This is a genomic window from Actinoplanes rectilineatus (assembly GCF_000962825.1).
Lineage (GTDB): Bacteria > Actinomycetota > Actinomycetes > Mycobacteriales > Micromonosporaceae > Actinoplanes > Actinoplanes rectilineatus.
The window spans coordinates 51,568-77,920 of the sequence record NZ_JZKF01000045.1 but is presented as its reverse complement, the minus strand read 5'-3'; the positions used below and the strand labels follow the sequence as shown (position 1 = coordinate 77,920).

The window sequence follows — 26,353 nt, the reverse complement described above, 5'->3', positions numbered from 1 at the left end:
CACCCGCCCGGCGCGGCCTCCTGGCCGGTCTGGTCACCCGCCCGGCGCGGCCTCCTGGTCGGTCTGGTCACCCGCCCGGATGTGTCCGGGTTTCACGCCCGGTTTCGTCCGGCTTCGTGTCGGGTTTCCGGCAAGCTTCCATCGGTGAGACGGGGTTAAACGGACAAGACCGCCCGTTCGGGGCACGTCGCCGACATCTTTCCGGATCGACGTGGCAGTATCCGTCGGGTGTCTGCCCCGCAACGTCGCGTCCCGGCCGCCCAGCGCGGCGCCCGGCCGGCCCGGCGCGCCCGCCTCGCCGCGGCATCCTCCTTCCTCGGTCCGGCCCGTCGATTCGCCGCTCTGCCACGCCGGAGCAAGTCCTCCCGCCCAGCCCCGTCCACGGCGGGTGGGCCGCACCCGGTCGAGCTGGCCGGCCTGCTGAACGAGTTGACGGTCCGGCTGCTCGGCGCGGACACCCTCACGCACGCTCTGGACCGGCTGGCCGCCTTCGGCGCGAGCGCCCTGCCCGGCGTGGTCCGCTGCTCGGTGGTGCTGATCGGCGAGGGTGGCCCGCTCACCCAGACCGGCGCCGGCCGGGCGGGGGAGAGCTTCGATCTTCTGCAGTACGCCGGAAGCGCAGGTCCCGGGCTCGAGGCGGCCCGGACCCGCTCCCTGGTGATCAGCACCGACCTGGCCGCCGACGAGCGGTGGCCGGAGCTCACCGGCGCGGCCCGCTCCGAGGGCGTTCGGGCGGCCGCGGTGATCCCGCTGGACGTGCGGCGGACCGCGGTCGGGGCGTTCAGCGTCTACCTGGACCGGGACGGCGACGTCGGACCGGACCTGCTGGTGACCGCGATGGCAGTGGCCGGACAGGCCGAGCTGCTCCTCGGCGAGTTGCGCCGCCGGGAGGCCCTGACCGAGGGCGCCGAGGTGGACCGCGCCGTCGGCGTGATCATCGCCCAGCGGGGGTGCAGCGTGCAGGAGGCCTACGCCGTCCTGCAGGAGAGCTCCCAGCGACTCGGACTGGACCGGCGCATCGTCGCCGAGCGCCTGGTGGCCGCCGCCGCCCGCAAAGCCACCGACTGACCCCCTCGACCCGCTCCCGGGGCGGTGTGGAGACGTGCCGGTGATTCTCCGCGTGAACCTGTCGAGGGGTGTGGTGAGTCCGGGCCCGGTGCGTGCCTGAACCCACCACGGTGGTGCCGGGTCAGGCCGGCTTCTCGACGTGCTCGACGACCTCGAACTCCAGCAGGGAGGCACCGGTGGCCACCGGGCTGCGGTCACTGCCGGCGTGGGCGGCCTTGGCCCGGCCGTTCGACCACTCCTGGAAGGCCTCCTCGGTCTCCCAGCGGGTGTAGACGAAGTAGCGGGTCTCGCCGGCCACCGGGCGCAGCAGCTCGAACCCGAGGAAGCCGGGGGAGCCCTCCACGGCCCGCCGGCGGGCGGCGAACCGCTCCTCGAGCTGGGGGCCGGCGCCCTCCGGGACCTCAATCGCGTTGATCTTCACAACAGCCATGGCGCCACGCTACTGCGCCGGACCGGGGACCCGGGCCGGCGCGGCGGGGTACGGGAGTGTGCTTCTCCCGTACCCCCAGAAGGAGCTCAGCCGTCGGAACCTGCCTTGACCCCCTCGGGGTCGGCAGGCGCGGGCCCGGAGGCGCCGGTGTCCTTCTCCGCCTGTTTCGCGGCGGCGGCGCGCTGCTGCTGGGCCGAACCCTTGGCGAGCGCGATCTCCGGCAGGAAGAAGACCACGATCAGGCCGAGCAGCATGATGCTGAAGGCGATCAGGTAGACCAGGTGCACGCTGTCCGAGAAGCCGACCTTGAACGGGTGGGCGACCACGTCGGAGAGCTTGGTGATGAACGAGGTGTCGCTGAGCGCGCCGCTGTTCTGGGCCTGGGCGAGCAGCGCCTGCTGCTCGGGGTCGGCGGCGGCCTGCTGGAAGGCGGGGTCGGCGGCGGCCTGCCTGTAGGCGTCGGCGATGTTGCCCGGCAGGACGTTGAACAGCACGGACAGGAAGACCGCGGTGCCGAGCGTGCCGCCCATCGAGCGGAAGAAGGTGACCGCGCCGGTGGCCACGCCGATCTCGCGCGGGGAGACCGCGTTCTGCACGGCGGTGATCATCGGCTGCATGTTGCCGCCCAGGCCGAGGCCCATCAACGCCATGATCAGCATGACCCGCCAGAGCGGGGTGTCCGCGCCGATCGTGGAGAACAGGAAGAGCGCGACCACCATCAGGCTGCTGCCGATGATCGGGAAGATCCGGTAGCGGCCGGTCCGGGAGATCAGCTGACCGGAGACGATCGAGCCGGTCATGATGCCCATCACCAGCGGGATCATCTGCAGGCCGGCCATCGTGGCGGTCGAGCCCTTCACGATCTGCAGGTAGAGCGGGACGGTCATCAGGCCGCCGAACATGGCCATGCCCAGGATCGTGCTGGAGGTGGCGCCGACCGCGATCGTCCGGTTGCCGAAGAGGCGCAGCGGGAGCAGGGCCTCGTCCTTGTACGCCCGTTCGGCCAGGATGAAGCCGACCAGGCCGATCGCGCCGATCACGAAGCAGGCGATCGAGCGGGTCGAGTCCCAGCCCCAGTCGCGGCCCTGCTCGGCGACGGTGAGGATCGGCACCAGGCAGAGGATCAGGGTGAGCGCGCCCGGCCAGTCGATGCGGTGGTCGACCCGGTGGTGCGGCAGGTGCAGGACCTTGGCGACCACGGCCATCGCGAGCAGGCCGATCGGCACGTTCAGGTAGAACACCCAGCGCCAGCCGTCCACCCAGAGGATCTTGTCGGCGCCGGCGAAGAAGCCGCCCAGGATCGGGCCGAGCACGCTGGCGGTGCCGAAGACGGCGAGGAAGAAGCCCTGGTACTTGGCCCGCTCGCGGGGCGGCACGATGTCGCCGATGATGGCCAGCGCGAGCGACATCAGACCGCCGGCGCCGATGCCCTGGATCGCCCGGAACGCGGCGAGCTGCCACATGTTCTCGGAGAGGCCGCAGAGGAACGAGCCGATCACGAAGATGCCGATGGCGAAGAGGAAGAACGGCCGGCGGCCGTAGATGTCGGAGAGTTTGCCGTAGAGCGGCGTGGAGATCGTCGACGTGATCAGGAAAGCGGTGGTGGCCCACGCCTGCAGGTCGAAACCGTGCAGGTCGTCGGCGATGGTCCGGGTCGCGGTCGCCATGATCGTCTGATCGAGGGCGGCCAGGAACATGCCCATCATCAGACCGCCGAGGATCGTCAGAATCTGGCGGTGGGTGAATTCCACCGGCTCGGCGGCCGGTGGACTGGAGTGGCTCACACGATCTCCCGTGGGGCTGCGGCTGGGTCGGTGCGCACCAGCGCCTCGACCGAGTTGTTGAACTCTTCGAAAAGAACGGTGAAAGCGGCGATCCGATCCGCCGGCCAGTCGGCGAGCGCCCGGCCGAGCAGCTCGATCCGTGCCTGGTCGAGGCGTCGGCAGGCGTCCTCGCCGGACGCGGTCACGGCCAGCCGTGAGGCGCGGCCGTCCTCCGGGTCGGCCTCGCGGCGTGCCAGGCCCGCTTTCACCAACTGGGCGACCTGACGGCTGATCGTGGACGGGTCGGCCTGCTTGATCTCGGCGAGATCGGTGACCCGCATCGGACCCAGGGAACGCAACGGCAACAGCAGCATCAACGCGGAGAACTCGGCGCCGAGGTCTCCTGTCTTGAGCATGCCCCGGAATCGCGTGCCCATTCGGATGAACCGCACGATCTCGTCAGCCAGCCGGGTGGTGTCCTGCTCCACGTCATGGTCCTGTCCGTTAGATGCTTGCACGATACAAGTTGTTGCGTGGGGAACGCATCCGGGTTTCAGCGCATCCGCCAGACGGTGGTGAGCAGGGTGGGAGTGTCCTCGAGGGCCTTCGGGACGGGGACCTCGTAGTCGGCGACCCGGGTGAAGAGGTGCCCGGGGAAGAAGCCGCGGCCCGGATCGCCGACCAGGACGGTGGCGTCGCGGTCGCGGCGGGCGGCCCGGAGGAACGCGGTCATCTCCGGGGCGACGGCCGGGCTGTAGAAGACGTCGCCGGCGAGTATCACATCCGGCATATCAGAAATGTCGGAAATAGTGACGCCGTTGGCGGCGGCGTTGCGGTGCGCGGCGGCCACCGCGTCCGGGTTGATGTCGGTGACGGCCACCGCGGCCGCCCCGGCCCGCGCGGCGGCGACAGCGGCCACCCCGGAACCGGTGGCGACGTCGAGCACCCGGCGGCCGGCCACCTCGTCCGGGTGGTCCAGCAGATAGCGGGCGAGTGCCTGCCCGCCGGCCCAGGCGAAGGCCCAGAACGGCGGCGGCTCGTCACTGCGGAACTCGCCACCGGTCAGATCGAACAGACCGACCGAGGGATCGGCCAGGTGCAGGGAGATCTCCGGAGCGAGGGGTACGGGGCGCAGAGCAGTCGAGTACACCCGGCGATTGTCCGGGATCCGTGGTCCGTGTCAGGCGGGAGCGGCTGAGGTCAACTTCGCGCGGTACGCGGCCCGTGCCTCGGCCGCCCAGCCGGCGTCCTCGTCCTCCAGCAGTGGGCGGGAGGCCAGGAAGGAGGCCGCGGCCAGCGGGCGGCCCGCACGGGCGGCCGGACGGTTCGCGGCGGCGGCGAGCAGCTCGTCGAACCGGGCGGCGTCCACCCGGACCTGATCGGCGACCAGGCCGTACCGGTCCTGCCGGTGGCTGATCACCGAATCCCGGCCCTCGACGCCCGGCTCCAGACGGTCGCGCAGCACCCGCAGGTCGTCCTCGACCGTCGTCGGCGGCACCCCGAGCAGGTCACCCAGCTCCACCAGCGACCGGTCGCCGCGCAGCGCCAGCAACGCGAGCAGGTGACGGGGGGCGGTCACCGCCGAAGTCACCGCCGGTCAGGCGGATGCCGCGGGTGCGGACCTCGAGGTGGCCGAAGAGCTGGATGTCGAACATGATCGAGACTCTGCGACGTGGCGGTTCCGGCGGCAAGCCCCAAAGCGAGGGGGGCACTCGGCCGAAAGACGGGTGATGGCACCCGCTCGGCGGCAACCCGGCGTCGGGCGTACCGCGGTGGCCGTGCCCGCCGGTGCGACGGCAGCCTGTTGGTAGGGCAGGGTGGGTGTCGGGTAATCCTTAGACTGCGCATCGGTCTTTACCGGTAGCCGGCGGGAAAGGGGTCACATGGGGAACGACGCGACGATCAGCGTGCTCGTCGTCGACGGTCACCAGACCTTCGCCGAGCTGCTCGGTCACGCGCTGGCCGGGCAGCCCGATCTGCGGTGGGTGGGCCACGCCCGCACCGGGGCGGAGGCGTTGCGCCTCGCCGCCGAACTGCTGCCGAACGTGATCGTGATGGACCCGGAACTGTCCGATGCGGACGGCATCGCGATCGCCGAACTGATCCGGGTGCGCCAACCCGACTCGCGTGTGGTGATCCTCACGTCCAGCGAGGAGCAGGCGCTGGTACGCCGTGCCACCACCGCCGGTGCCGCCGGATTCCTGTCCAAGAACGGTGCTCTGGGTGACGTGCTGAACGCGTTGCGTACCGCCCATCGCGGCAGTATGACCGTCTCCACCGACATCCTGGCCCGTCTGCTGCGCAGCACCACGCCGGCCGCGGGCCCCCGCGGAGGCGGCCTGACCGCCCGTGAGGACGAGGTTCTGCAGCTCATGGCCTCCGGACTGGACGCCCGGGCGGTCGCCCGCCGGCTCGGCATCAGCGTGCACACGTGCCGGGGCTATCAGAAGGCCGTCCTCGCCAAACTCGGCGCGCACAGCCAACTCGAGGCGGTGGCGATCGCGACCAGGCGCGGGCTCGTCCGCCCTGACCCGCGGTAAACCCTGCGGTCACTCATCCGTTCGGCGGTTCCTTCCGTACTTCTTTCAGGGGGGATACCCGAGGGTGTGCAGGGAGGAAAATCGTGGACCGTACCGCCGACGTCGGCGGGTCGTCCGAGCCGGCCGGGACCGGATCGACGGACGATCGCATGACCGACCGGGGGCTGCCATATCGTCGTCCACAGGCTCGGGAGTCGGGGGAGCCGACCGGGGAGAACTGGTTCGGTGCGGGGGCGCCGGACACCACCGGCACTTCACCGTCGCTCACCGCCGGGTCGCGGGATCTGCCGGTCGTGACCGCGACCGGATCGCCGGTCGGCGCCACCGGTTCACCGGTGCGCTCCGCACGGATCAACTTCGAGGACCTCGACTTCGCCGCGACGCCGCCCGCCCCTGAGTCCGGGTCGGCCACATCCGGGTCCGGGTCGGCCACATCCGGGTTCGGGTCGGCCGCACCTGAGTTCGGGCCGGCCACACCGGCCGGTCCGGGACGGGCCTCGTTCGGCTTCAGCGACGGGCCGATCGGGGGAACCCGGCCGGCGTCGTCGAGCCGGCGGCGCTCCCCGGAGGACTCGGGAACGCTGCCGATCATCCGGCAGCCGCCGGTGCCCGACACGGATCCGGTGCCGTCGTCGCCGGCGCCGTCGTTCGCGTCGTTCTCACCGGCATCGGGGTCGTTCCCGGCGGTGTCGCCCGCATCCAGGGACGATCTGAGCGAGGCCGCGTTCGCCTCGGGTCCCGAGGCGTTCTTCGCCGGGGCACCGGGTCCGGAGGTGCTCGAGTCGCCGCGCCCGGTCCCGGACCGTCCCCGGCAGTCACGGCTGGTCACCGCCGGCATGACCGTTCTCGGTCTGATCGCCCTGGCGGTCCTCGGGGTCACCGGGTTCGTCTACTACAACGGCGCGGACACCGACCTGGGCGGCATGCTCGGCAGTGGCGGGGAGCAGCCGCAGGCCGCCCAGCAGACCGTCACCGGCCCGATCGAGGGCCGGACCATCGCCACGTTCGAACTGCTCGCCGCCACCGACCGGGTCAACCTGAAGATCGCCGACCTGGGCGAGGACCTCTACCGGATCAGTACACCGGAGGGCACCGGCATGCGGCCCAGCGCGGCGATCCAGGGTGACCGGCTCGCCGTCGACCTGGCCCGCGACGGCAACGGCGCCGGCGGGCAGATGGAGGTGCTGCTGGCCGCCAAGGTGCGCTGGACGTTGCGGTTCTCCGGGTACGCCGCGGAACGCATCGTGGACCTCAGCGAGGGCCGGATGACCGGGATCGAGATCGTGGGCGGGACCCGGCGGGCCGAGATCACTCTCGCTCAGGCGGCCGGGACCGTGCCGGTGACGATCACCGGTGGGATGGAGGAGCTGATCGTGCGGGCACCGGAGAACAGTCCGGTGCGGGTCAAGGTCAATGGCGGCGCCGGCACCGTGACGGCCGGTTCGCGGACCCTGCGGGATCTGGCACCCGGTTCCACGCTGACGCCGAAGAACTGGGCGAACGGCGACCGGTACGACATCGACGCGGTCGCACCGATCACGCTGCTCAAGGTGGAGAACTCCTGATCGGGACACCACCCGCGAGGGTGGTGTCCCGATACGGGGAGACTCAGTTCAGCAGGCGCAGGCGGACCGTCTGCTCCATCGCCCGGAGCTGCTCCAGCACGTTGTCGCTGTAACCGGCGGCGATGTCGGTGATCAGATAGCCGTACTCACCGCGGGTGCTGAGCATCTGACCCTCGACGTTCACACCGTGCTCGGCGAGGATCCGGTTGACCTGGGCGAGCACGCCCGGCGTGTTCTTGTGCATGTGGATGATGCGGTGCAGGCCCGGCATCTCCGGCAGGGTGACACCGGGCAGGTTCACGCTCAGCGTGGTGTTGCCCTCGGTCACGAACTTCGCCAGCTTGTTGGCCACGAAGCCGCCGATGTCGGACTGTGCCTCCTCGGTCGACCCGCCGATGTGCGGGGTGAGGATGACGTTCGGCAGGCCGCGCAGCTCGGAGACGAACTCGTCGCCCCGGCCCTTCGGCTCGCTCGGGAAGACGTCCACCGCGGCGCCGGCCAGGTGGCCGCTCGCCAGCGCGTCACGCAGCGCCAGGTGGTCGACCACGATGCCGCGGGACAGGTTGAGGAAGAGGCTGCCGGGGCGCATCTTGGCGAACTGCTCCGCGCCGAAGAAGCCCAGGTTGCCGGGCCGGCCGTCGACGTGCAGCGTGACGATGTCGCTGGACTCGAGCAGCTCCTCCATGCTGGCGCACCGGTGTGCGTTGCTCAGCGCCAGCTTGTCGGCCGTGTCGTAGAAGTAGACCGACATGCCGAGGTTCTCGGCGAGCACGGAGAGCTGCGTGCCGATGTTGCCGTAGCCCACGATGCCGAGACGGCGACCGCGGATCTCGTGCGCGCCGTCCGCCGACTTGTCCCAGACCCCGCTGTGCATCAGCGTGTTCTTCTCGGTCAGGCGACGGGTCAGCGAGATGATCTCGGCGATCGCCAGCTCGACCACCGAGCGGGTGTTGGAGAACGGGGCGTTGAAGACCGCCACCCCACCTGCCGAGGCGGCGGGCAGGTCGATCTGGTCGGTCCCGATGCAGAAGGCGCCGATCGCGACCAGACTGTCGGCGGCCTCCAGGACCTTCGCCGTCACCTGGCTCTTGGACCGGACTCCGAGCAACTGCACCCCGCGGATGCGCTCGATCAGCTCGGTCTCGTCGAGGGCGTTGCGGACGGACTCGACCTGGAAACCGTCCTCCTCGAGCCGGGACACCGCATCCGGATGGATGCTCTCCAAAAGAAGGACTCGCACCTTGGCCTGGTCGATCATCATCTTCCGTTTCCGTTTTTCGGTTGCCCGCCTGGGCCGCCACGCCGAAGCCCAGTTCACAGGGCTGCAAGACTATCCCCCGGCGTGCTGGTCCCGGTGCGGTGTGCTTGAGGTCCCACGTACCGGTCAATCCGGTAACTGTTACGGGCGGGCGGCGGGTGTGGTTCAGAGGGGTTTCTTCACGGTGTGCGTTCGCTGAACGCCCGCTGGACCCAGGGCAGCAGGGCGTCACCCTGAAACCGCTGGAAGGCGCGGACCGTCGGCAGTCCGGGAGGCGGTGGCTGCCGGGACTGGTAGTGGAAATATCCGGTGAACCCGGTGATGATGTCGCGCACCACCGCCGGATCGATGCCGGCCGTGATCCGCCGGGCGTCGCCGCCGTGCACGATCACGTTGATCGCCAGCGCCAGCCTGTCGAACCAGGCCGGCGCGGTGGCGCCCCACGGCCAGTCGACGAAGAAGATCCGGCCGTCCTCGCGGATCAGGATGTTGTCGGCCCGGACATCCATGTTGACCAGGGTGTCGCCGGTCCGCAGCACCGCGAGGCCGCGCTGTGCCGCCTCGTGCAGCGAGCCGGCGTTCCGCGCGGCCCACGCGTCCAGGTCGGCGGGCGGGTCGGCGGCCAGCGCCGCCCAGCAGGCGAAGTCGGCGGTCAGGTGGTCGGCCGCGGTGGGCAGGTCGGACAGCGGCGCCGGCGTGAGTGCCCGGGCGAGCTCCCCGAGCGCGGTCACCGTCGCATCGATCTCGGCAGCCACCCAGGGGGTACGCGGATGCGAGCCCGCGATGTCCTCCAGCACGATCACGACCCACTCGCCGTGCTCGAAGCCGCCGAGCAGACGGGGCACCGGCGCGTGCGCGGGCATGGCGGCGTTGATCCGCAACTCGCGCCGCGCCATCCGCACCGAATCGGTGTTGAGGGACGCGGCCACGGCCTTCACGAAGGCGCGGCGCCCGTCCGCGGTGCGAACCCGGTCGGCGGTGCCGGGGGAGAACCCGCCGGTCTGGGAGACGGCCTCGACGACCGGGCCGCCGATGATCCGCTCGATCCCGTCCCGGATGTCGCCGGGTAGGGCGTCCCACCCGATGCGTACGCCACTCGCTGCCACCATGTCCGCGATCCTGGCAGTCCGCCCGGCTGTTGGCGACCGGTATTCCCGGGCGGCGCCCACCTCGTGGCCCAGGGCAGGAACAGTGCCAGGGCGACGGCCAGCAGCAGGCGCGACTCACGCAGCGGAAGCCAGTCGATCGCGGTCACCGGCAGCAGCATGATCGCGAGAACGCCGATCCGGATCCCGGGCGCCAGGGGCAGGGCGGCGGCCAGGACCAGCCAGACCTGGTGATGGGTCCAGGACACCGGGGAGAGGACGACGGCGGCCGCTCCGGTGACGATCAGGCACCGGAGGAGATCGGTGTGCTCGTCGGTGCGGGGCCCGGCCGTCCGCCGCAGGGCCACCGCGGCCACCGCGCCGGCCAGCAGCAGGGCCACGGTCGCGTGGTGGGGGACGTCCAGGCGCATCAGGGCGCCGTCGAGGGACTGGTTGCCCACCGAGGTGATGGCGCCGAGACGGGGCACGTTGTGCATCTCGGTGAGCCAGTACCGCAGGGACTCCTGGGGGAGCACGGCGGCGGCCAGGGCGGCGCAGGTGAGGAAGGTGGCGGTGGCGATGCCGGCGGCCCGGCGGCGCCCGGTCAGCCAGAGCATCGGGATGAAGATCAGCGGGGTCAGTTTGACCGCCGCGGCCAGGCCGATCAGGACGCCCTGCCGGCGGCTGCGGCGCAGGGCCAGGACGTCGGCCGCGACCAGCAGGGCGAGCAGGAGGCTGATCTGCCCGTACTTGAAGGTGGACGAGACCGGGGCGGAGAGCAGCAGGGCGGTGGCGATCAGCGGGGCGCGGCGACGGTCGACCAGCAGCGCCAGGGCGATGGCGGCCGCGGCCACGCCCACCGTCCAGGCCAGGTGCAGGGGGAACGCGGGCAGCCAGGCCAGCGGCAGCAGGAGCAGTGCGGCGAACGGCGGGTAGGTGAAGGGCGCGTTCCCGTTGCGGATGTAGTCGTAGAGGTCCCCGCCGTGGCGCAGGGTGTCCACGGCGCCGGCGTAGACCTGCAGGTCGGTGAGGCGGCCGGCCTCGGGGCGGCTGAGGGCGACGGCACCGGCCACGACGGCGACGGTCAGCGCGGGCGCCCAGCGGGTCGTCGCTCTCATTATTGCCTCTCTACATAGGGGTGCATGACGGGGCCGGGGAAGGACGGCCGAACGGTGTCAGGAGGCCGGGGACGGCCGGGTGGCGTGGTGGGCGGCCAGCAGGGCGAGCGCGAAGGCCAGAGCGATCCGGGCGGCCGGGCTGGCGAGGAACCCGAAGCCGAAGACGGCGGAGTTGTCGGCGAGGCGCGACGCGGTGTGCTCGGCGGCGGGACTGAGGCGGGGCAGCAGATCCGCCAGCAGGAGCACGACACCGGCGGTGATCGCACCGGCCATGATCGCCGGGTCCGCACGGCGGATCACCGGGTCGATCCGGCGCGGGACGCGTGCCGTGGCGCCGGCGCGGCGGGAGGCGACCGGGCGTGCGGAGCCGGCGGACCGCACGGCGCGGACGGTGGCCGTGGTCAGGAAGACGGTGCAGAGCAGCAGCGGGCCGGCCATCGCGGCGGCGTTGGCCGGCAGCACGTCGAAGCCGGGCCGGGCGGCGGCGCCGGGAAGCAGGGCCAGGGGGAGCCAGGCCGGAGCGGTCGCAGCCGGGATACCCAGCACCGCGGCGGCGTGCAGGGCGCCCGCGGCGGTCCCGGCGACCACCGACAGCAGGCCGCCGAGAACCGCGACGGCGCCCGCCAGGCGGTGCCGTCCGGTGCGGGCCAGCCGGCCGGCGGCGACCGTGGTCAGGGCGGCGATCGCGGTCCAGGTGACGACGGCCGGGGCGATGTCCGGCCACCCCATGAACGGCATCACGGCCACCTCGTTGCCGGCCAGCAGGAACGCGTACGCCGCGACGCCGGTCGCCAGGGTCGCCCGGACCCGGCGACGCGGTGCCCAGCGGGCCGCCGCACCCGCCATGAGCAGCGCGGAGACGGTGAGGAGCGCGATCACGAGCACGGTCTCACCGGCCGCGGACAGCAGCGGGCCACCGTGGTGCAGCGCCAGGTGCACGCCGTTGAACAGGGTCGCGGCGACCAGCACGGTCAGCAGGGCGGCGGTGCCGGTGCGGGCGGCGGACGAGGCGCGGGAACCCCAGGTGACCGGGTCGGCGCCCTCCTCCTCGACCGGCGGGGCGACCAGGATGCTGCCGGCGAAACGGAGCATCCGCACCGGCGTGCCGCGCATGGTGGCCAGCTCGGCGATCCAGGACTCGAGCATCACCTCGGCGAGATCGTCGGGCCAGCGCCGTGCCGCCCGGGTGAGCAGGCCGGCCGCCAGGCGCTCGACGGGCGACGGGCCGGTCATGCGGTGCGCTCGACAGGCGACGGGCCGGTCATGCGGTGCGCTCGACGGGTGACGGGCCGGTCATGCGGTGCCGGCCTGCGGAAACGGCTGCCCGGCCGCCCGGGTCATCTGCTGCTGGAACGCGGCGACCTCCAGCCGGGCCTCCGCCGCGCCCTCGGCGGTGAGGACGTAGTAGCGCCGGGCCGGCCGCCCCTCGAGGACCGGGTCGATCTGCTCCCAGCGGGACTGCACCCAGCCGGCCCGCTCGAGGCGCACGAGGACCGGATAGAGGGTGCCGCTGGGCAGGCCGGTGTCGCGCATCAACTGGACGCCGTAGTGCTCGCTGTCGATGTCGGCGAGCATCGCGGCGGCCACCTTGAGGACGGGTGTCGTCATGCGAGGACGGGCCATGTCGGAACTCTACATAGAGTCGGGCCTGTGCATCAGGGGGCGCGCGGTAACAACACCGTGACGATCAGGCCACCCTCGGCCCGGGCGTCGGCACGGACGTCACCGCCGTGCGCGCGAGCCACCGCCCGGACGATGGACAGGCCCAGACCGGCGCCGGGGGAGACCAGGCGCTCCCGGCCGTACCGGTGGAACGGCTCGAACAGGCCGGGGACCTCGTACCGGGGGACGACCGGCCCGGAGTTCGCGACCGCCAACTCCACCCAGCCGTCCGGACGGGTCCGCGTGGTGACCCGCACCCAGCCCCGGTCGGCGACGTTGTGGCGTACGCCGTTCTCCACCAGGTTCTGCACGAGGCGTTCCAGCAGCACCGGATCGCCCAGGACGGCCGCCTCGCCGGGGTCGGCGAGCACCTTCACGGTGTCCGACACCGCGACGTGGTCGACGATGTCGGCGAGATCCACGTACGACCGGTCGGTCACCTCCCGGTCGGAGCGGGCCAGCAGGAGCAGGCCGTCGATCAGCCGCCCGTGCCGGTCGTTGATGGCCAGCAGCGTCGAGCCGAGCTGACGGACCTCCGGGGAGGCACCCTCCTCGGCGAGCGCCACCTCCAGCAGGGTCCGGTTCAGGGTCAGCGGCGTCCGCAACTCGTGCGACGCGCTGGCGATGAACCGGCGCTGCCCGTCGAACGACTGGTCCAGCCGGGCCAGCATCAGGTCGAACGTGTCGGCGAGCTGTTTGACCTCGTCGTTCGGTCCGGTCAGGGCGATCCGCTCGTGCAGCCCGCGGTCGGCGGCCGGTGCCTCGGCGATCCGCCGGGCGGTCGCGGTGATCTGGTGCAGCGGCTGCACCAGCCGGCCGGCGATCAGCCAGCCCAGCGCGATCGTCGTCGCGCTGACCACCAGCAGCGCGACGCCACCCTGTTGCAGCAGGGTGCTCAAGGTGGTCGCCTGGGTGTCCTCGACGATCGTCCGGAACAGCACGTCCCCACCGGGCGGCGCCGGGTCGGACCCCTGGACCATGGTGGCGGCGGAACCCGGCTTCTGATTGCTGAGCAGGGCGTAGAGCACACCCAGCAGCACCATCCCGGCGACCACGAACAGGCCGCCGTAGACCAGGGTGAGGCGGGCGCGGACGGAGAGTCTCATCGGATCCGGTATCCCACGCCCGGTTCGGTCAGCACCACCGCCGGTTCGCCGAGCTTGCGGCGCAACTTGAGGATCGCCATCCGCACGGTGTGGGTGAACGGGTCGGCGTTCTCGTCCCACGCCTTCTCCAGCAGCGTCTCGGCGGACACCGCGACGCCGTCGGCCCGCAGCAGTTCGGCCAGCACCGCGAACTCCTTGCGGGACAGCGGGACGTACCGTCCGTCGCGGTGCACCTCCCGCCGGTACGGATCGAGGCTGATCCCGGCCCGCCGCAGCACCGGCGGGGCGGCCGGCCGGGCCCGCCGCCCCAGCGCCGACACCCGGGCCGACAACTCCCGGAACGCGAACGGCTTGGGCAGGTAGTCGTCGGCGCCCAGGGCCAGCCCGGACACCCGGTCGTCGATCCCGGCGGCCGCGGTCAGCATCAGCACCCGGACGTCCGCCCTGCGTTCGGCGAGCACCCGGCACACCCTGTCGCCGTGCACCACCGGCACGTCCCGGTCCAGGACCACCACGTCGTAGTCGACGACGTCGATCCGTTCCAGGGCGGAGCCGCCGTCGTAGACCACGTCGACGGCGTGGGCCTCCTTCCGGAGACCCTGTGCCACCGCGTCCGCGAGCAGCGGCTCGTCCTCCACCACCAGGATCCGCATGCCTCCATAGTGGCGGGTTCCGATGTCACCACGGCGTCACCGTTCTCCGTGACGCCCGGGAGACGCCGTCCCGCCTTCACTGCTGGGGACCGCAGCGACGTGAAGGAGACGACGATGAGGACCAGACAGGCGCTGGTGGCGGGGCTGCTGCTCGCTGCCCTGACCGGTGGCTGCGCCCAGGGCGCCGCGGAGAGCCCGGACGTGGCCACCGCGCAGAGCACCGGACCGGGCGGCACGGTGACACCGTCCGCGACGACGAGCACGGACCCGGACGCGCCGCTCGCCTACGCCAGGTGCATGCGGGAGAACGGGATGACCTGGTTCCCCGACCCGAACCCGGACGGCGGGACGATGCTCACCGTGCCGAACGGGGTCAGCCGCCAGGACATGCAGGCCGCCGAGGAGGCGTGCCGCCAGTACGCACCCACCCGGGACGGCGTCCGGAAGCCGAACGCCGAGGACCTGGAGAAGGTCCGGCAGATGGCCGCGTGCATGCGGGAGAACGGGGTGCCGAACTTCCCCGACCCGAACGCCGACGGCAGCCTGGAACTCGACGGCGGCGAACTCGGCACCGGCCCCGGCGATCCGATCTTCGACAAAGCCGAGAAGGCCTGTTCGGCATTCCTCCCCCAGGGCGGCCGGCAGAACCAGGAGCAGGGATGAGCCGCCGGAAGGCCACCGTGGCGGCGGCCGCCGTGGTGACGGCATCGGCCGCGGCGGCAGCGGTGTTCGCAGTCGGCCTGCCCGAGGAGGACACCGGCGCCCAGGCGGCCGGAACCACCCCGGCGGCCACGGCGGACGTCCGCCGGGAGACCCTGGTCGACACCGAGGATCACGACGGCTCCCTCGGGTACGGCGACCCGGTCGCGCTCGCCACCGACCTGGCCGGCACGGTCACCTGGCTGCCGGCCAACGGGTCCACGATCACCCGGGGCAGACCGCTGTACCGGATCGACGACGACCCGGTGCTGCTGTTCTACGGGGCGCTGCCCGCGTACCGGGCGTTGCGGCCGGGAGTCGAGGGCGCCGACGTGAAGCAGTTCGAGAAGAACCTGTGGGCGCTGGGCTACCGCGGGTTCACCGTTGACGACGAGTACACCTGGGCGACCGCCGAGGCCGTCGAGGACTGGCAGGACGATCGGGGGCTGGCCGAGACCGGCACGGTCGAGCTGGGCCGGGTCGTCTACCGCACCGGGGCGGTCCGGGTCGCCTCCGCCACCGCGACCCCCGGTGCCCGGGTGCCGGACGGCGCCGAGATCCTGCAGCTGACCGGAGTCCGCCGGCTGGCCGTGGTCACCCTCGAGATGGACGACCAGCGCCTGGCCCGCAAAGGCGCGAAGGTCGGCCTGACCCCGGCCGGCTCGACCGCGACGACCGGGCGGATCACCGACGTGGCGACCAGCGTCGAGACCGCGGACGACCCGAACGAGGACGACACCACCGTCCTCGACCTGACCATCACGATCGACGGGAAGCCCACCGGGCCGGACGAGAGCTCGGTGACGGTCTCGTTCACCGCCTCCCAGCGGGAGGACGTGCTGACCGTGCCGGTCACCGCGCTGCTCGCGCTCGCCGAGGGCGGGTACGGCGTGCAGGTCACCGACGCCACCGGCACCGGACCGTGGCGGTGGAGACCGGACTGTTCGCCGGCGGCCGGGTGGAGATCCGCGGCGACGGCCTCAGCGAGGGCACCAAGGTCGGGGTGCCGTCGTGACCGGGCCGGTGATCGCCCTGGCCGGCGTCACCAAGTCCTACCCGGGCGGGGTGACCGCGGTCCGTGACGTCGACCTGACCGTCGAGCACGGCGAGCTGATCGCCATCGTCGGGCCGTCCGGCTCCGGCAAGTCGACCATGCTGCACCTGATCGGCACCCTGGACCGGCCGTCGGCGGGCACCGTCCACATCGACGGCCACGACGTCGCCGCCCTCTCCGACCGGCGACTGTCCGCGCTGCGGGCCGGCCGGATCGGATTCGTGTTCCAGCAGTTCCACCTGGCACCCGGGCGGGACGCCGTCGCCAACGTCGCCGACGGTCTGCTCTACACCGGCGTACCCCGCAAGGAGCGGGAGCGGCGCGCGAAGGCCGCGCTGATCCGGGTCGGACTCGCCGACCGGCTCGCCCACCGGCCGCACCAGCTCTCCGGCGGTGAACGGCAGCGGGTCGCCGTGGCCCGGGCCGTCGCCGGCGACCCGGCGGTGCTGCTCGCCGACGAACCGACCGGCAACCTCGACTCGCACGCCGGTGCCGGCGTGGTCGACCTGCTGCGGGAACTCAACGCGGCCGGCACCACGGTCCTGGTGATCACCCACGACCACGAGATCGCCGGGACACTGCCCCGGCAGGTCGTGATGCTCGACGGGCGGGTGATCTGAGATGACGCTGCGCCCGGCCCGTCTGCGCGTCTCCGACCAGCTGCGGCTCGGCGGCGTCGGCCTGCGCGCCCGGCCGCTGCGGGCGTTCCTGTCCGCCCTCGGCATCGCGATCGGCATCGCCGCGATGACCGCCGTCGTCGGCATCTCCTCGTCCAGCCGGGCCGAACTCGACCGGGCCCTCGACGCGCTGGGCACGAACATGCTGACCGTCGCGCCCGGCGACACCATGTTCGGCGGGGACGCCACCCTGCCGGACGAGGCCCTCACCATGATCGAGCGGATCGGGCCGGTCACCTCGGCCACCGCGACCGGATCGGTCGGCACCCGGGTGTACCGCAACGACCGGATCCCGGAAGGCGAGACCGGCGGGCTGGCGCTGCTCGCCGCCCGGCTGGACCTGCTGGAGACGGTCGGCGCCGGTCTGGCCCACGGCAGCTGGCTCAACGCGGCCACCGACGACTACCCGGTGGTGGTGCTCGGCGCGACGGCCGCCCAGCGTCTGGGGGACGTGCCGACGATCTGGATCGACGGTCGCGCCTACACCGTCGCGGGGGTGCTCGAGAAGGTGCTGCTGGCGCCCGAATTGAACTCGGCGGTCCTCGTCGGCTGGCCGGCGGCCGAGTCCTACCTGGACTTCGACGGGCACCCCACCACGGTCTACACCAGGGCGGTGCCGGCGAAGGTGGAGGCGGTCCGGGCGGTGCTGGCGGCCACCGCCAACCCGGAGAGCCCCGACGAGGTGCAGGTGTCCCGGCCGTCCGACGCGCTCGCCGCGCAACGGGCGACCGATCGGGCGTTCACCGCGCTGCTGCTCGGACTGGGCGCGGTGGCACTGCTGGTGGGTGGGATCGGCGTCGCGAACACCATGGTCATCTCGGTGCTGGAACGCCGCGCCGAGATCGGACTGCGCCGGTCACTGGGGGCGACCCGGGGTCAGATCCGGACCCAGTTCGTCACCGAGTCGCTGCTGCTGTCGCTGCTCGGTGGTCTGAGCGGGGTGCTCGGCGGGGCCGCGGTGACCGCCGTTCATGCCGGCACGCAGGGCTGGCCGGCGGTGGTGCCACTGTGGGCGCTGGCCGGTGGTCCAGCCGCGACCCTGGTGATCGGTGCGGCGGCGGGCCTCTATCCGGCGGTGCGGGCGGCGCGCTCGGCGCCGACCGAGGCGCTTTCCGCTGCCTGAGATCCCTTCACCGGGTACGCGACGGAGCGCTCGGCGAGCAGTCCGGGCCCTGGAGTCACGCCAGGGCCCGGCGGCGGCGCAACGGCCCGGAGTGGGCAGAAGGCCGCCGAGGGAGCCAGTGATGGAACGGGTAGCTCGTACAATATGGAGCTTTTGACCTTAGTTTGTGGTTTCTACCGGGCGGGTGAGCGAGACACCGTTGCCCATGCAGAGGCCGGGCTCCTTGCCCAGCTTCTCCGCGATCTGCAGACAACGGGCCACCTGGTCGACACTCGCATCGGTCCGGGTGATCTCCGCGCGGGTCTTCGCGTTCGCCTTGTCGATCTCCAAGTTGCGGGCCTCGAGGATCTTCTGGCCGTAGGCGGCGATGGCCTGCGTCGTCGGCTCGTCGTAACGCGGCGACTCGAACGCCACCGACTTGACCTCGATCTCGTCACCGAGCTCGGTGGTGAGCGCCTGCACCAGCAGATCCTTGTAGGTCTTGTTCAGATCCGGCGCCGGCGCGTCCCCACTGGTCGGATCCACCGCCCCCAACGGGTCGAACGACGCGAAGATCGACGTCATCGAGCCGTTGATCTGCGGGTTCACCCGGCGCTCGGTGAACACCTCGAACCGGGACTTCCCATCCACCTCACGGTAGGCGGCCCAGTTCTCCGGCGCCTTCTCCGCCTGCGCCGACCACTCGATCTGCACCGGGATGCAGGCCCGCCGCTGCGCCGCGATCGTCACCCACACACAGTCCTCGCCGAGATGCGAGTACGTCTGACCGGACGCGTCCCACTCGTCGATGTCCTGCCACGGCAGCGTCCACTGCAGGCCGGCGCCGGTGGTCCGGCCGGTCGGCTTGTTCCAGGCGGTCACGATGCCGACGTTGCGGGTCGGCACGACGGTGATGCTGGCCGTCACCACGACGGCGATCGCCACGAAGGCCGACACGGCGAACGTGCCCCAGGCCTGTCGGCGGAAGGTAGCGCCCTTGCCGGTCACCGCGGCGACCAGGGCGATGAGGGCGACGACGGCGAGAAGAATGCCGAAGACGAACAACGTGATCAGAACTCCTGAGCTTTGTTGTGGTGCGCCAGGATCTGCTGCGCACGATCGCGCAGGTCAAGGGCGTCGGGGGTGTTGACGAGATCAGCGGCCAGCCGGACGGCGTCGTCGTAGCGGGCGAGCCGCAGCGCCTCCCGGCTCCGCGTCCGGCCGAGCGTGAACCCGATCACCACTCCCAGCGTCACACCGAGAGCGGCCACTCCGAACACCAGAACCGCGATCATGCAGGTCAAGATAGTGGAGATCCTCAACCCCGGGCATCGGTGCCGACCCCCATCAGGCAGGACCCGACCCGACAGGGCCGAACCGTCTTCCATGCCACACAGCACGCTTCGATCCTGGTAGCGGCCGGTGTCGGCGGCGAGTGCTGCACGGTGTCCATGTGTGGCGTTCGGAGGTGTCACTCGGTGATCTTGGTCGGTCTCGTGATCAACTCGAATCGTGTGGCATTGCGGAGTCGTCAGCCGTCGTCTGCGGTTGCTTTCGGCGCGTCGGTGAACCGTGGTTGACGGCTCGATCGGTCGAGCCGTCGCTCACGGCTGTCCGGGGGACGGGAATCAGCCGTCAGCGACGGCTCGGGGCTACCCGGCCGTCGTCCGGGGTCGTTTTCGGCGCGTGGACGAACCGTGAGCGACGGCCGGGCTGGTTGTCATGCCGCTCAACTCGTGCTGCTCATGGTCGTGGGCGGGCTGCTCGGGTGGGTCCGGTACCTGATCGAGGCCAGGGCAGCGGAGATCGACAAGCGCGGGCATCGGTGCCGACCCCGTGGCCGGATAGGGTCCGGCGATGGGGGAGATGCCGGAGGAACAGCGGAAGGCGCTCGCGCTGGAGCGTTACCGAACCTGGTGGGCCATCGGCGATCGGGCGGCGATGCTCCCGATCGGAGCGGGCCTGCTCGCCCTGCCCGCGTTCCTGGCCGACCCCGAGCCGTCCCGGATCGTGCCGACACTGATTCTGGCCGCGGCGGCGGGTTGCGGGGCTGCGGTGTACGTCAGCCGGCGATCGTTCTCCTGGCAGGCGAAATGGTGGCTGCTCGGCGCGTGGGCGCTGCTGATGGTGGGCGGCATGCTGCTGACCCGGACGACCTGACGGTCAGGCGGCCTGCTCGCGGAGCAACCGGGCGGCCGAGTGGATCAGCTGGCCGACGGTCTGAAAGTAGCGGGCATGCGTCTGCTGCAGCACCTCCCGCGACGAGGCGCCGAGAACGATCACTTCGATGTCACCGGTGAACCGCTTCTCACGCTCGATCCGGAACCGGGCCTGCAACGAGCTGGAGCCGTCCGCGAACTCCTCCTCGTGCAGGATCACGCCACGGCCCTGATCTAAGACGAGGAGAAAGTAACGCATGGAATCCTCAGCTCTCGGCAGATCTTGCGGAATTCCCACAGGGCACGAAGCAGAGTCGACGGTCAAGGTGTGGGCAGCAGGTCGTCGACGAGGACGTCGATGCCGGCGTAGGTGACCGGAATGCGGTCGCCCGGACGGTATTCGACGCGGCGGCGGTAACCGGTGGCGATCGGCTCGGTGTGCTCGAAGATCTGCTCACGGGTGACGACCCAGTAGACCGGGTATCCGGCGGAACCGTAGAGCCGGGTCTTGACGTTCAGGTCGTGGAGCAGCGTCTCGTCGGCGACCTCGACGACCAGCAGGACATCCTCCGGGCCCAGCGGGACGATCGGGCGCCGACCGTGCCGACCGTGCCGACCGTGCCGACCGTGCCGACCGTGCCGACCGGAACCGCCGACGCCGGCCGCACCCAGCAGTCCGGGTCGGGCAGCGAGTCACCGGTCGGAAGCGTCGACGTGGTCGGCCGCACCCCGGAGCGGGGGAGCGAGGCGAGGAGCTGCCCCACCGCGTCGCCATGCCAGGAACCGATCGCCACGGGCCAGATCTCTCCCTCGACGAGTTCCACCCGATGGTCGAAGGCGCCGGCCTCGAAGGCACGCAGGAACTCGCCCGGGCTCCAGTGGTAGGCGAGTCCGGGCTCGGTCATGTGACGAGCCTATCAACGGGAAACCGGGCGAACCGGTCACGAACGAGGGCGACGAAACAGCTCAATCCGCTCCCCGTCCTCCCGTTCGCGTGGGTGTGCGTTCATCCATGAACATTCACATCGGTCCGCGACGGACCTCGTGTGCGACGAGAGAAGGCCCTTGATCAGGGGATTGTTGCGCGCCCGGCAGGATTCGAACCTGCGACCGACGGATTAGAAGTCCGTTGCTCTATCCGCTGAGCTACGAGCGCTGGCCTGCACATACTAGGCGGTCGTGCTGGATCTGTCGTCCGCCTTGTCTGCCGCGCCCGTCTCGACGGCCGCTTCGGCTGCCTCCAGGGCGGTCGTGACCTCGGCTCGGTCCTCCGGCGCCGTGGGTACCGGGACCTCGGGGGAGCCCGGCGCGGGCAGGAAGGCGTCGACCCAGCGGGCCAGTTCGCGGAAGACCTCGGCGCGGACCTCTTTGCCCGAGAGGGTCAGATCGTGCATGCCGCCGTCGAAGCGGGCGATCGTCACGCGTGGGCCGAGGCCGGGGGCCCAGCGCACGATGTGGTCGACGTCGAGGACCGCGTCGGTGATGCGGACGTCCTCGTGCCAGGCGCGGCCGCGGAACGTGCGGGTGGAGGCGGCGACCAGGATCGGCGCGTCGATGGACAAGCCGGCGCGGAGGCGGCGCTGGCCGTTGCGGATGGCGTCCAGCCAGCCCATCGTCACCGGGAAGCCCTGGATCGGCTTCCAGGCCAGGTCGTAGGTCCATTCTCCGTCATGTTCGTGGTGCAGGCTCTTGCCGTACAGGCCGAGGGAGGAGACCGGCATTCTGCGGTACGGGGAGCGCCCGGTCACCGCGAGGACGGCGGACATCAGCGGGCGCCGCATCAGCCACGGCATGTTGAAGTCGAAGAAGGGGCTGTTCAGGAACAGTCCGTCGACGAGTCCCCGGCCCTGGCGGGAGTGCGCCCACAGTGAGGTGATCAGTCCGCCGGTGGAGTGGGCGCCGACGAGCAGCTGGTCGTGGCCGTCGTCCTGGCGGATGATGCGGGCCGCCTCGTCGAGTTCCGGGAAGTAGTCGGACATGCTGCGGGCGAAGTTCGGCGTCTGGTGGGGCAGCAGACTCCGGCCGTATTTTCGCAGGTCGAGGGCGTAGAAGTCCCAGCCGCGTTCGACGAAGAAGTCGGCCATGTGGGTTTGGAAGAAGTAGTCGACGAACCCGTGCACGTGCAGTACGGCTCGGCGGGCCGGGGTCGCCGCCCGGCGGCGTACCAGGGTCGCCACGACCGGGCCCTCGTCGTCGTTGCCCAGTTCGATGGTGTGCCGCTCGTATGGCGGGCCCAGGACGTCGGTCTCCACACGATCAAGGCTACCCACCGGTAGGGGCCGCGGGGCATAGCAAACCGCCCAAGATCGGTGCGGTTGTCCACAGTCGTTGCCCGTACACAGGAGGGAATCCGCCTCCGGCCCGGAACCGGCAGTCTCGGCTCTCGACCGCATCCGACGCGTCCGAGGGGACGAACCGTGTTCGAGACCAACATCGCCATCGTGGGCAACGTGCTGACCACGCCCGAATGGCGGCGCACCAGCACGTCCAACCAGCTTGTCACCCATTTCCGGGTGGCGTCCACCGCCCGCCGGTTCGATCGGGAGACCGGCCGCTGGGTCGACGGCAACAGCATGCGGGTCCGGGTCACCGCGTGGCGCCGGCTCGCGGAGGGCGTCGCGTCCTCGATCGCGATCGGCGACCCGGTCATCGTGTACGGGCGGATCTACACCCGCGACTGGGTCGACGACGACAACCGGAACCGGGTCTCCTACGAGGTGGAGGCCTTCTCCATCGGCCACGACCTGGGTCGCGGCCGGGGGCGGTTCTTCCGCAACCGGGCGGGGGCCGCCACCGCCGAGGAGCCGGAGACCGACACGATGGTGCGTGGCGAGCCGTCCACCGCGGTCGACGAGGCGGAACAGCCGGTCGCGTTCGGCGACGGCATGCCGGACCGGGTGCCCGGCGAGGGCGAGCCGAGTTTCCTCGAGGTGGTGGCCGGCCTGACCGCCGGCGCTGTCGACGAGCCCCCGCATGTCGGCGCTGTCGACGAGGCCCCGCGTGCGGGCGCTGTCGACGAGGGCACGCGTGCCGCCGCGATCGGAGGGGCCCCGCACGCCGGGGCGGTCGGGGAGGTCCCGCAGAGCGATCGGCGTGAGCCCGTGCCGGCCTGAGACATCACCGGATAGCCGCCGCCCGGAGGAATCCGTCCCCTGCGGAATCTTTCGGCGCGTGTGGCGCCCGGTGGCCCGGCCGGAGGGCAGAACCCCTGCGTATGGGTCACGCGGGGGTTCCCGGCCGGGCCACCTGAGGCGGAACGAGCCGATCGTGCCGGTGCATCCGCCCGCGAGGCGGAGTGGCCCGATGGGGCTCTGGTCGCCGGAACCGGGCAGACTGAACGCGTGCTGCTGAAGGACATCCGCGCCATCGTGACCGAGACGGTGGTGCTCTCGCCGGAGGATCAAGCTGCCGAGGACGCCAACACCAACTGGTTCGGCGCTCCTCCGCACGAGCGCATGGGACTGTCGGCCGACGAGGTGGTGACCGCGTTCGAGGAGACCGCGGCCGTGCTCCGTGAGCAGGTGGCCGGTTGCGGCCATCGGGGCACCGCCACCTTCTTCGTCTGGCACGACGCCGTCGCCGGGCAGCTGCGCTGTTCGGCCGGCACTCGTAAACCGAGCGATCTGCCGTTCCCCACCACCTACCAGGTGACCGGCGATCTGCTCGCCATCGTCACCGAATTCCTCGAGGACCGGGCCCCCGGCTCGATCCAGTGGGGTCAACTGGAGCCGGTGCCGTACCCGGAGGACGACGACGCCGAACCGTCGGTGCTGGCGGTCTGGGCGTTCGATCTGACGCCGTTCGGGCGCTGACCCGTCACTCGTGGAAGGGAATTCCGTGCCACAACGGTGGACCGCGGACGCGGCCGGCCTGCTCGCGGGCTACCTGTTGGACGCCGCGCTCGGTGATCCCCGGCGTCTGCACCCGGTCGCCGGGTTCGGGACCGCCGCCGCCGCTCTGGAACGCCGGGTCTACCGGCCGAACCGGGTGGCGGGGGCGGCGTTCACCGCGGTGGCGGTGGGCGTGCCGGTGCTGGCGGGCCTGGCCGCCTCCCGGGTCACCCGCAACGTGCCGGTGGCTCGGTTCGCGGTGACCGCGGCTGCCACCTGGACGGTGCTCGGCGGCCGGACCCTGCGGCGCGAGTCACGGATCATGGCCCGGCATCTGGAGGCCGGTGATCTGGCGTCGGCCCGGGGCCGGCTCAGCCATCTGTGTGGCCGGGATCCGTCGGCGCTCGACGAGCCGGAGCTGGCCCGGGCCACGGTGGAGTCGGTGGCCGAGAACACCTCGGACGCGGTCGTGGCGCCGCTGTTCTGGGGTGCGCTGGCCGGCCCGGCCGGGTTGCTGGGTTACCGGGCGGCCAACACTCTCGACGCGATGGTCGGGCACCGGTCGCCGCGGTACGCGCGGTTCGGCACCCCGTCGGCCCGGCTGGACGACCTGCTCAACCTGGTGCCGTCCCGGCTGACCGGGGTGTTGACCATGGTGGCCGCGCCGGTGGCCGGCGGTAAGCCGTGGGAGGTGCTCCGGGTGTGGCGGCGGGACCGCAACGACCACCCGTCGCCGAACGCGGGGCAGTGCGAGTCGGCGATGGCCGGCGCCCTGGGGGTACGCCTCGGCGGCCGCAACATCTATTTCGGACGCAGTGAGACCCGCCCGTTCCTGGGCGACGGACCGAAGCCGCGGGCGGTGCACCTGCGCCGGGCGGCCCGGGTGTCCGGTGTGGTCGGGGCGTCCGCCGCGGTCCTGGCCGCCGGCGTGGCGGTGCTGCGCGGGGCGATCCGCCGGTGACCGGGGGCCTGCTGGTCGCCGGCACCACGTCGGACGCCGGCAAGAGTGTCCTGACCGCCGGGATCTGCCGCTGGCTGCATCGCGAGGGTGTCCGGGTGGCGCCGTTCAAGGCGCAGAACATGTCCAACAATTCGGTTGTCGTCCTGGATGCGGCGAACCGTGGCGGCGAGATCGGCCGGGCACAGGCGATGCAGGCCGCGGCCTGCGGTGTCGAGCCCGACCTGCGGTTCAACCCGGTGCTGCTGAAGCCGGGCAGTGACCGGTCGAGCCAGGTCGTGCTGCTCGGCGAGGTGGTCGACACGGTGACCGCGGGCAACTACCGCGCGTTGCGCCCGCGGCTCGCCGAGACGGCCCACGCGGCGTTCGAGAGTTTGCGGGACGACTACGACGTGGTGATCTGTGAGGGCGCCGGCAGCCCCACCGAGATCAACCTGCGGGACGGCGACTTCGTCAACATGGGCCTGGCCCGCCGGTTCGGGCTGCCCACCCTGGTGGTCGGCGACATCGACCGGGGTGGCGTGTTCGCGGCGTTCTTCGGCACGCTGGCGCTGCTGTCGCCGGAGGACCAGGCGCTGGTCTCCGGTTTTGTGATCAACAAGTTCCGGGGCGACCTGGGGCTGCTCGCGCCGGGGCTCGACATGATCCACGCCGCGACCGGGCGGCCGGTGCACGGTGTGCTGCCGTTCCATCCGGATGTCTGGCTCGATGCGGAGGACTCTCTCGCGTACGGGAGGACGCTCGGGCGCCCGGAAGGGCCGCGGGGCACCGCCTGGCTGCGTGTCGCGGTGATCCGCCTGCCCCGGATCTCGAACGCCACCGACGCCGAGGCGCTCGCCGCCGAACCGGGTGTGCGGGTGCTGCTGACCGTCGAACCGGGGGACGTGGCCGACGCCGATCTGGTGGTGATCCCCGGGTCCAAGGCGACCGTCTCCGACCTGGCCTGGCTGCGTGAGACGGGTCTGGCCGACGCGGTCCGCGCGCACGTCGCGGCGGGCAAGCCGCTGGTCGGCATCTGCGGCGGGTTCCAGATGCTGGCCGAGCGGATCCACGACGACGTGGAGAGCGGCGACGGCACGGTGCCCGGCCTGGGCCTGCTGCCGGTGGAGATCACCTTTGCGGCCCGCAAGACCCTCGCGCGCGCGGCCGGGAGCGGTCTGGGCGAGGCGGTGTCCGGTTACGAGATCCATCACGGGTACGCGTCCGCGGGCGTCCCCGAGCCGTTCCTGACCTACGCCGACGGCCGGCCGGAGGGCGCCGTGTCCGGGGCGGTGTACGGCACCCACTGGCACGGCGCGTTCGAGTCCGACGACTTCCGGCGTCGGTTCCTGACCCGGGCCGCCGAGCAGGCCGGCCGGCCGGGGTTCACGGTCGCCCCGGACACCCGGTACGCCACGATCCGCGAGCGGGCCCTGGACGTGCTCGGTGATCTCGTCGCCGAACACCTGGACACCGGGGCACTGCGACGGCTGATCGAGAAGGGCGCGCCGGCGGGTCTGCCGTTCGTCCCTCCGGGTGCTCCCTGAGGGCGTTTTCAGGGGTTCCTCCGGGTCGCGGGCCGCGACGGCGGTTGCCTCACCGGCGTACGTTGGCTGCGGAGAAAGCGGCTGGTGCGGGATGGGGTGG

Annotated in this window: 30 protein-coding genes and 1 tRNA gene; 12 read left to right on the top strand and 19 right to left on the bottom strand. The window is 71.8% G+C overall.

What is annotated here, in order from left to right; genetic code table 11:
- The first annotated feature begins 228 nt into the window (after positions 1-228).
- Positions 229-1,068: a GAF and ANTAR domain-containing protein gene (locus WH85_RS29075; RefSeq protein WP_045745207.1), complete on the top strand. Its 840-nt coding sequence runs from the start codon at positions 229-231 to the stop codon at positions 1,066-1,068.
- 121 nt (positions 1,069-1,189) lie between these two features.
- Here the strand turns inward: WH85_RS29075 and WH85_RS29070 are convergent, their stop codons facing one another.
- The 5 genes from WH85_RS29070 to WH85_RS29050 all read right to left on the bottom strand — a co-directional run bounded on the left by WH85_RS29070 (position 1,190) and on the right by WH85_RS29050 (position 4,840).
- Complete coding sequence (locus WH85_RS29070) at positions 1,190-1,498, bottom strand: antibiotic biosynthesis monooxygenase family protein (RefSeq protein ID WP_045745206.1); 309 nt, start codon at positions 1,496-1,498, stop codon at positions 1,190-1,192.
- 86 nt (positions 1,499-1,584) lie between these two features.
- Positions 1,585-3,282: an MDR family MFS transporter gene (locus WH85_RS29065; protein ID WP_045745205.1), complete on the bottom strand. Its 1,698-nt coding sequence runs from the start codon at positions 3,280-3,282 to the stop codon at positions 1,585-1,587.
- On the bottom strand, positions 3,279-3,749 hold the full coding sequence (locus tag WH85_RS29060; protein ID WP_045745204.1) for a MarR family winged helix-turn-helix transcriptional regulator: 471 nt from the start codon (positions 3,747-3,749) through the stop codon (positions 3,279-3,281). Before WH85_RS29060 ends, WH85_RS29065 begins: the two co-directional genes overlap by 4 nt.
- 65 nt (positions 3,750-3,814) lie before the next feature.
- A complete protein-coding gene (locus WH85_RS29055; RefSeq protein WP_245674135.1) occupies positions 3,815-4,411 on the bottom strand; it encodes a class I SAM-dependent methyltransferase in 597 nt (198 codons plus the stop codon).
- Positions 4,412-4,441: 30 nt separating this feature from the next.
- A complete protein-coding gene (locus WH85_RS29050) occupies positions 4,442-4,840 on the bottom strand; it encodes a hypothetical protein (protein ID WP_245674134.1) in 399 nt (132 codons plus the stop codon).
- A 304-nt stretch (positions 4,841-5,144) separates the two neighbouring features.
- On the opposite strand from WH85_RS29050, the gene WH85_RS29045 reads away from it, so the two are divergent.
- A complete protein-coding gene (locus WH85_RS29045; protein ID WP_045745202.1) occupies positions 5,145-5,801 on the top strand; it encodes a response regulator in 657 nt (218 codons plus the stop codon).
- Between the two features lie 83 nt (positions 5,802-5,884).
- Positions 5,885-7,366, top strand: coding sequence for a hypothetical protein (locus WH85_RS29040; RefSeq protein WP_045745201.1), 1,482 nt, complete (start codon positions 5,885-5,887; stop codon positions 7,364-7,366).
- Between the two features lie 43 nt (positions 7,367-7,409).
- Here the strand turns inward: WH85_RS29040 and serA are convergent, their stop codons facing one another.
- The 7 genes from serA to WH85_RS29005 all read right to left on the bottom strand — a co-directional run bounded on the left by serA (position 7,410) and on the right by WH85_RS29005 (position 14,248).
- On the bottom strand, positions 7,410-8,627 hold the full coding sequence (gene serA / locus WH85_RS29035; protein ID WP_083449336.1) for a phosphoglycerate dehydrogenase: 1,218 nt from the start codon (positions 8,625-8,627) through the stop codon (positions 7,410-7,412).
- Between the two features lie 176 nt (positions 8,628-8,803).
- Positions 8,804-9,553, bottom strand: a complete 750-nt coding sequence (locus WH85_RS29030) for an aminoglycoside phosphotransferase family protein (protein WP_245674133.1) — start codon at positions 9,551-9,553, stop codon at positions 8,804-8,806.
- 5 nt (positions 9,554-9,558) lie between these two features.
- Positions 9,559-10,827 (bottom strand): glycosyltransferase 87 family protein, encoded by a 1,269-nt coding sequence (locus tag WH85_RS53225; protein WP_083449335.1) that lies wholly within the window; start codon positions 10,825-10,827, stop codon positions 9,559-9,561.
- 57 nt (positions 10,828-10,884) lie between these two features.
- Complete coding sequence (locus WH85_RS29020; RefSeq protein WP_045745199.1) at positions 10,885-12,060, bottom strand: hypothetical protein; 1,176 nt, start codon at positions 12,058-12,060, stop codon at positions 10,885-10,887.
- A gap of 60 nt (positions 12,061-12,120) precedes the next feature.
- The gene (locus WH85_RS29015; RefSeq protein WP_045745198.1) at positions 12,121-12,450 is read right to left on the bottom strand and encodes a PadR family transcriptional regulator; all 330 of its coding nucleotides are present in this window, start codon (positions 12,448-12,450) and stop codon (positions 12,121-12,123) included.
- A gap of 32 nt (positions 12,451-12,482) precedes the next feature.
- Complete coding sequence (locus tag WH85_RS29010; RefSeq protein ID WP_045745197.1) at positions 12,483-13,595, bottom strand: sensor histidine kinase; 1,113 nt, start codon at positions 13,593-13,595, stop codon at positions 12,483-12,485.
- The gene (locus WH85_RS29005; RefSeq protein ID WP_045745196.1) at positions 13,592-14,248 is read right to left on the bottom strand and encodes a response regulator transcription factor; all 657 of its coding nucleotides are present in this window, start codon (positions 14,246-14,248) and stop codon (positions 13,592-13,594) included. The genes WH85_RS29010 and WH85_RS29005 overlap by 4 nt, the downstream gene beginning before the upstream one ends.
- Before the next feature lie 114 nt (positions 14,249-14,362).
- Here WH85_RS29005 and WH85_RS29000 point away from each other — a divergent pair, with 114 nt between their 5' ends.
- From WH85_RS29000 to WH85_RS28985, 4 genes are read left to right on the top strand one after another with little or no spacing between them, the layout of a single operon-like run.
- A complete protein-coding gene (locus WH85_RS29000) occupies positions 14,363-14,911 on the top strand; it encodes a hypothetical protein (RefSeq protein WP_045745217.1) in 549 nt (182 codons plus the stop codon).
- Positions 14,908-16,029 (top strand): peptidoglycan-binding protein, encoded by a 1,122-nt coding sequence (locus WH85_RS28995; protein WP_245674132.1) that lies wholly within the window; start codon positions 14,908-14,910, stop codon positions 16,027-16,029. Before WH85_RS29000 ends, WH85_RS28995 begins: the two co-directional genes overlap by 4 nt.
- A complete protein-coding gene (locus WH85_RS28990; RefSeq protein ID WP_211275474.1) occupies positions 15,971-16,621 on the top strand; it encodes an ABC transporter ATP-binding protein in 651 nt (216 codons plus the stop codon). Before WH85_RS28995 ends, WH85_RS28990 begins: the two co-directional genes overlap by 59 nt.
- A gap of 1 nt (position 16,622) precedes the next feature.
- Positions 16,623-17,801 (top strand): ABC transporter permease, encoded by a 1,179-nt coding sequence (locus WH85_RS28985; RefSeq protein ID WP_045745194.1) that lies wholly within the window; start codon positions 16,623-16,625, stop codon positions 17,799-17,801.
- A gap of 159 nt (positions 17,802-17,960) precedes the next feature.
- Here WH85_RS28985 and WH85_RS28980 read toward each other — a convergent pair whose 3' ends face one another.
- Positions 17,961-18,845 carry an SPFH domain-containing protein gene (locus WH85_RS28980; protein WP_052720875.1) on the bottom strand — a complete coding sequence of 295 codons (885 nt, stop codon included), beginning with the start codon at positions 18,843-18,845 and terminating at the stop codon, positions 17,961-17,963.
- A 5-nt stretch (positions 18,846-18,850) separates the two neighbouring features.
- Positions 18,851-19,075, bottom strand: coding sequence for a hypothetical protein (locus WH85_RS28975; RefSeq protein ID WP_045745192.1), 225 nt, complete (start codon positions 19,073-19,075; stop codon positions 18,851-18,853).
- A 562-nt stretch (positions 19,076-19,637) separates the two neighbouring features.
- Between WH85_RS28975 and WH85_RS28970 the strand changes: the two genes are divergently transcribed.
- Positions 19,638-19,940 (top strand): hypothetical protein, encoded by a 303-nt coding sequence (locus WH85_RS28970; protein WP_045745191.1) that lies wholly within the window; start codon positions 19,638-19,640, stop codon positions 19,938-19,940.
- A gap of 3 nt (positions 19,941-19,943) precedes the next feature.
- On the opposite strand, the gene WH85_RS28965 is transcribed toward WH85_RS28970, so the two are convergent.
- The 5 genes from WH85_RS28965 to WH85_RS28950 all read right to left on the bottom strand — a co-directional run bounded on the left by WH85_RS28965 (position 19,944) and on the right by WH85_RS28950 (position 22,191).
- Complete coding sequence (locus WH85_RS28965; protein WP_045745190.1) at positions 19,944-20,198, bottom strand: hypothetical protein; 255 nt, start codon at positions 20,196-20,198, stop codon at positions 19,944-19,946.
- Between the two features lie 62 nt (positions 20,199-20,260).
- The gene (locus WH85_RS54200) at positions 20,261-20,497 is read right to left on the bottom strand and encodes a Uma2 family endonuclease (protein ID WP_425394670.1); all 237 of its coding nucleotides are present in this window, start codon (positions 20,495-20,497) and stop codon (positions 20,261-20,263) included.
- Complete coding sequence (locus WH85_RS53220; protein WP_045745189.1) at positions 20,455-20,844, bottom strand: hypothetical protein; 390 nt, start codon at positions 20,842-20,844, stop codon at positions 20,455-20,457. The genes WH85_RS54200 and WH85_RS53220 overlap by 43 nt, the downstream gene beginning before the upstream one ends.
- Positions 20,845-21,022: 178 nt before the next feature.
- A tRNA-Arg gene (locus tag WH85_RS28955) sits at positions 21,023-21,095 on the bottom strand.
- A 13-nt stretch (positions 21,096-21,108) separates the two neighbouring features.
- Positions 21,109-22,191: an alpha/beta hydrolase gene (locus WH85_RS28950; protein WP_045745188.1), complete on the bottom strand. Its 1,083-nt coding sequence runs from the start codon at positions 22,189-22,191 to the stop codon at positions 21,109-21,111.
- Positions 22,192-22,356: 165 nt separating this feature from the next.
- Here WH85_RS28950 and WH85_RS28945 point away from each other — a divergent pair, with 165 nt between their 5' ends.
- The 4 genes from WH85_RS28945 (at position 22,357) to WH85_RS28930 (ending at position 26,253) form a co-directional block, all read left to right on the top strand.
- Complete coding sequence (locus tag WH85_RS28945; protein ID WP_083449333.1) at positions 22,357-23,052, top strand: single-stranded DNA-binding protein; 696 nt, start codon at positions 22,357-22,359, stop codon at positions 23,050-23,052.
- 228 nt (positions 23,053-23,280) lie between these two features.
- Entirely contained in the window at positions 23,281-23,751 is a 471-nt protein-coding gene (locus WH85_RS28940; protein ID WP_045745187.1) for a hypothetical protein, read from the top strand.
- Positions 23,752-23,776: 25 nt separating this feature from the next.
- Positions 23,777-24,730, top strand: a complete 954-nt coding sequence (locus WH85_RS28935; protein WP_045745186.1) for a cobalamin biosynthesis protein — start codon at positions 23,777-23,779, stop codon at positions 24,728-24,730.
- The gene (locus WH85_RS28930) at positions 24,727-26,253 is read left to right on the top strand and encodes a cobyric acid synthase (protein WP_045745185.1); all 1,527 of its coding nucleotides are present in this window, start codon (positions 24,727-24,729) and stop codon (positions 26,251-26,253) included. Before WH85_RS28935 ends, WH85_RS28930 begins: the two co-directional genes overlap by 4 nt.
- Positions 26,254-26,353 lie beyond the last annotated feature (100 nt).

Bases quoted from the DNA above. Each gene is read 5' to 3' on its own strand.
- WH85_RS28985 (WP_045745194.1), top strand. From the start codon at position 16,623: ATGACGCTGCGCCCGGCCCGTCTGCGCGTCTCCGACCAGCTGCGGCTC.
- WH85_RS28970 (WP_045745191.1), top strand. From the start codon at position 19,638: ATGGGGGAGATGCCGGAGGAACAGCGGAAGGCGCTCGCGCTGGAGCGT.
- WH85_RS29000 (WP_045745217.1), top strand. From the start codon at position 14,363: ATGAGGACCAGACAGGCGCTGGTGGCGGGGCTGCTGCTCGCTGCCCTG.
- WH85_RS29045 (WP_045745202.1), top strand. From the start codon at position 5,145: ATGGGGAACGACGCGACGATCAGCGTGCTCGTCGTCGACGGTCACCAG.
- WH85_RS28975 (WP_045745192.1), bottom strand. From the start codon at position 19,075: ATGATCGCGGTTCTGGTGTTCGGAGTGGCCGCTCTCGGTGTGACGCTG.
- WH85_RS28995 (WP_245674132.1), top strand. From the start codon at position 14,908: ATGAGCCGCCGGAAGGCCACCGTGGCGGCGGCCGCCGTGGTGACGGCA.
- WH85_RS29005 (WP_045745196.1), bottom strand. From the start codon at position 14,248: ATGCGGATCCTGGTGGTGGAGGACGAGCCGCTGCTCGCGGACGCGGTG.
- WH85_RS29020 (WP_045745199.1), bottom strand. From the start codon at position 12,060: ATGACCGGCCCGTCGCCCGTCGAGCGCCTGGCGGCCGGCCTGCTCACC.
- WH85_RS29070 (WP_045745206.1), bottom strand. From the start codon at position 1,498: ATGGCTGTTGTGAAGATCAACGCGATTGAGGTCCCGGAGGGCGCCGGC.
- serA (WP_083449336.1), bottom strand. From the start codon at position 8,627: ATGATGATCGACCAGGCCAAGGTGCGAGTCCTTCTTTTGGAGAGCATC.
- WH85_RS28965 (WP_045745190.1), bottom strand. From the start codon at position 20,198: ATGCGTTACTTTCTCCTCGTCTTAGATCAGGGCCGTGGCGTGATCCTG.
- WH85_RS29010 (WP_045745197.1), bottom strand. From the start codon at position 13,595: ATGAGACTCTCCGTCCGCGCCCGCCTCACCCTGGTCTACGGCGGCCTG.
- WH85_RS53220 (WP_045745189.1), bottom strand. From the start codon at position 20,844: ATGACCGAGCCCGGACTCGCCTACCACTGGAGCCCGGGCGAGTTCCTG.
- WH85_RS29015 (WP_045745198.1), bottom strand. From the start codon at position 12,450: ATGGCCCGTCCTCGCATGACGACACCCGTCCTCAAGGTGGCCGCCGCG.
- WH85_RS53225 (WP_083449335.1), bottom strand. From the start codon at position 10,827: ATGAGAGCGACGACCCGCTGGGCGCCCGCGCTGACCGTCGCCGTCGTG.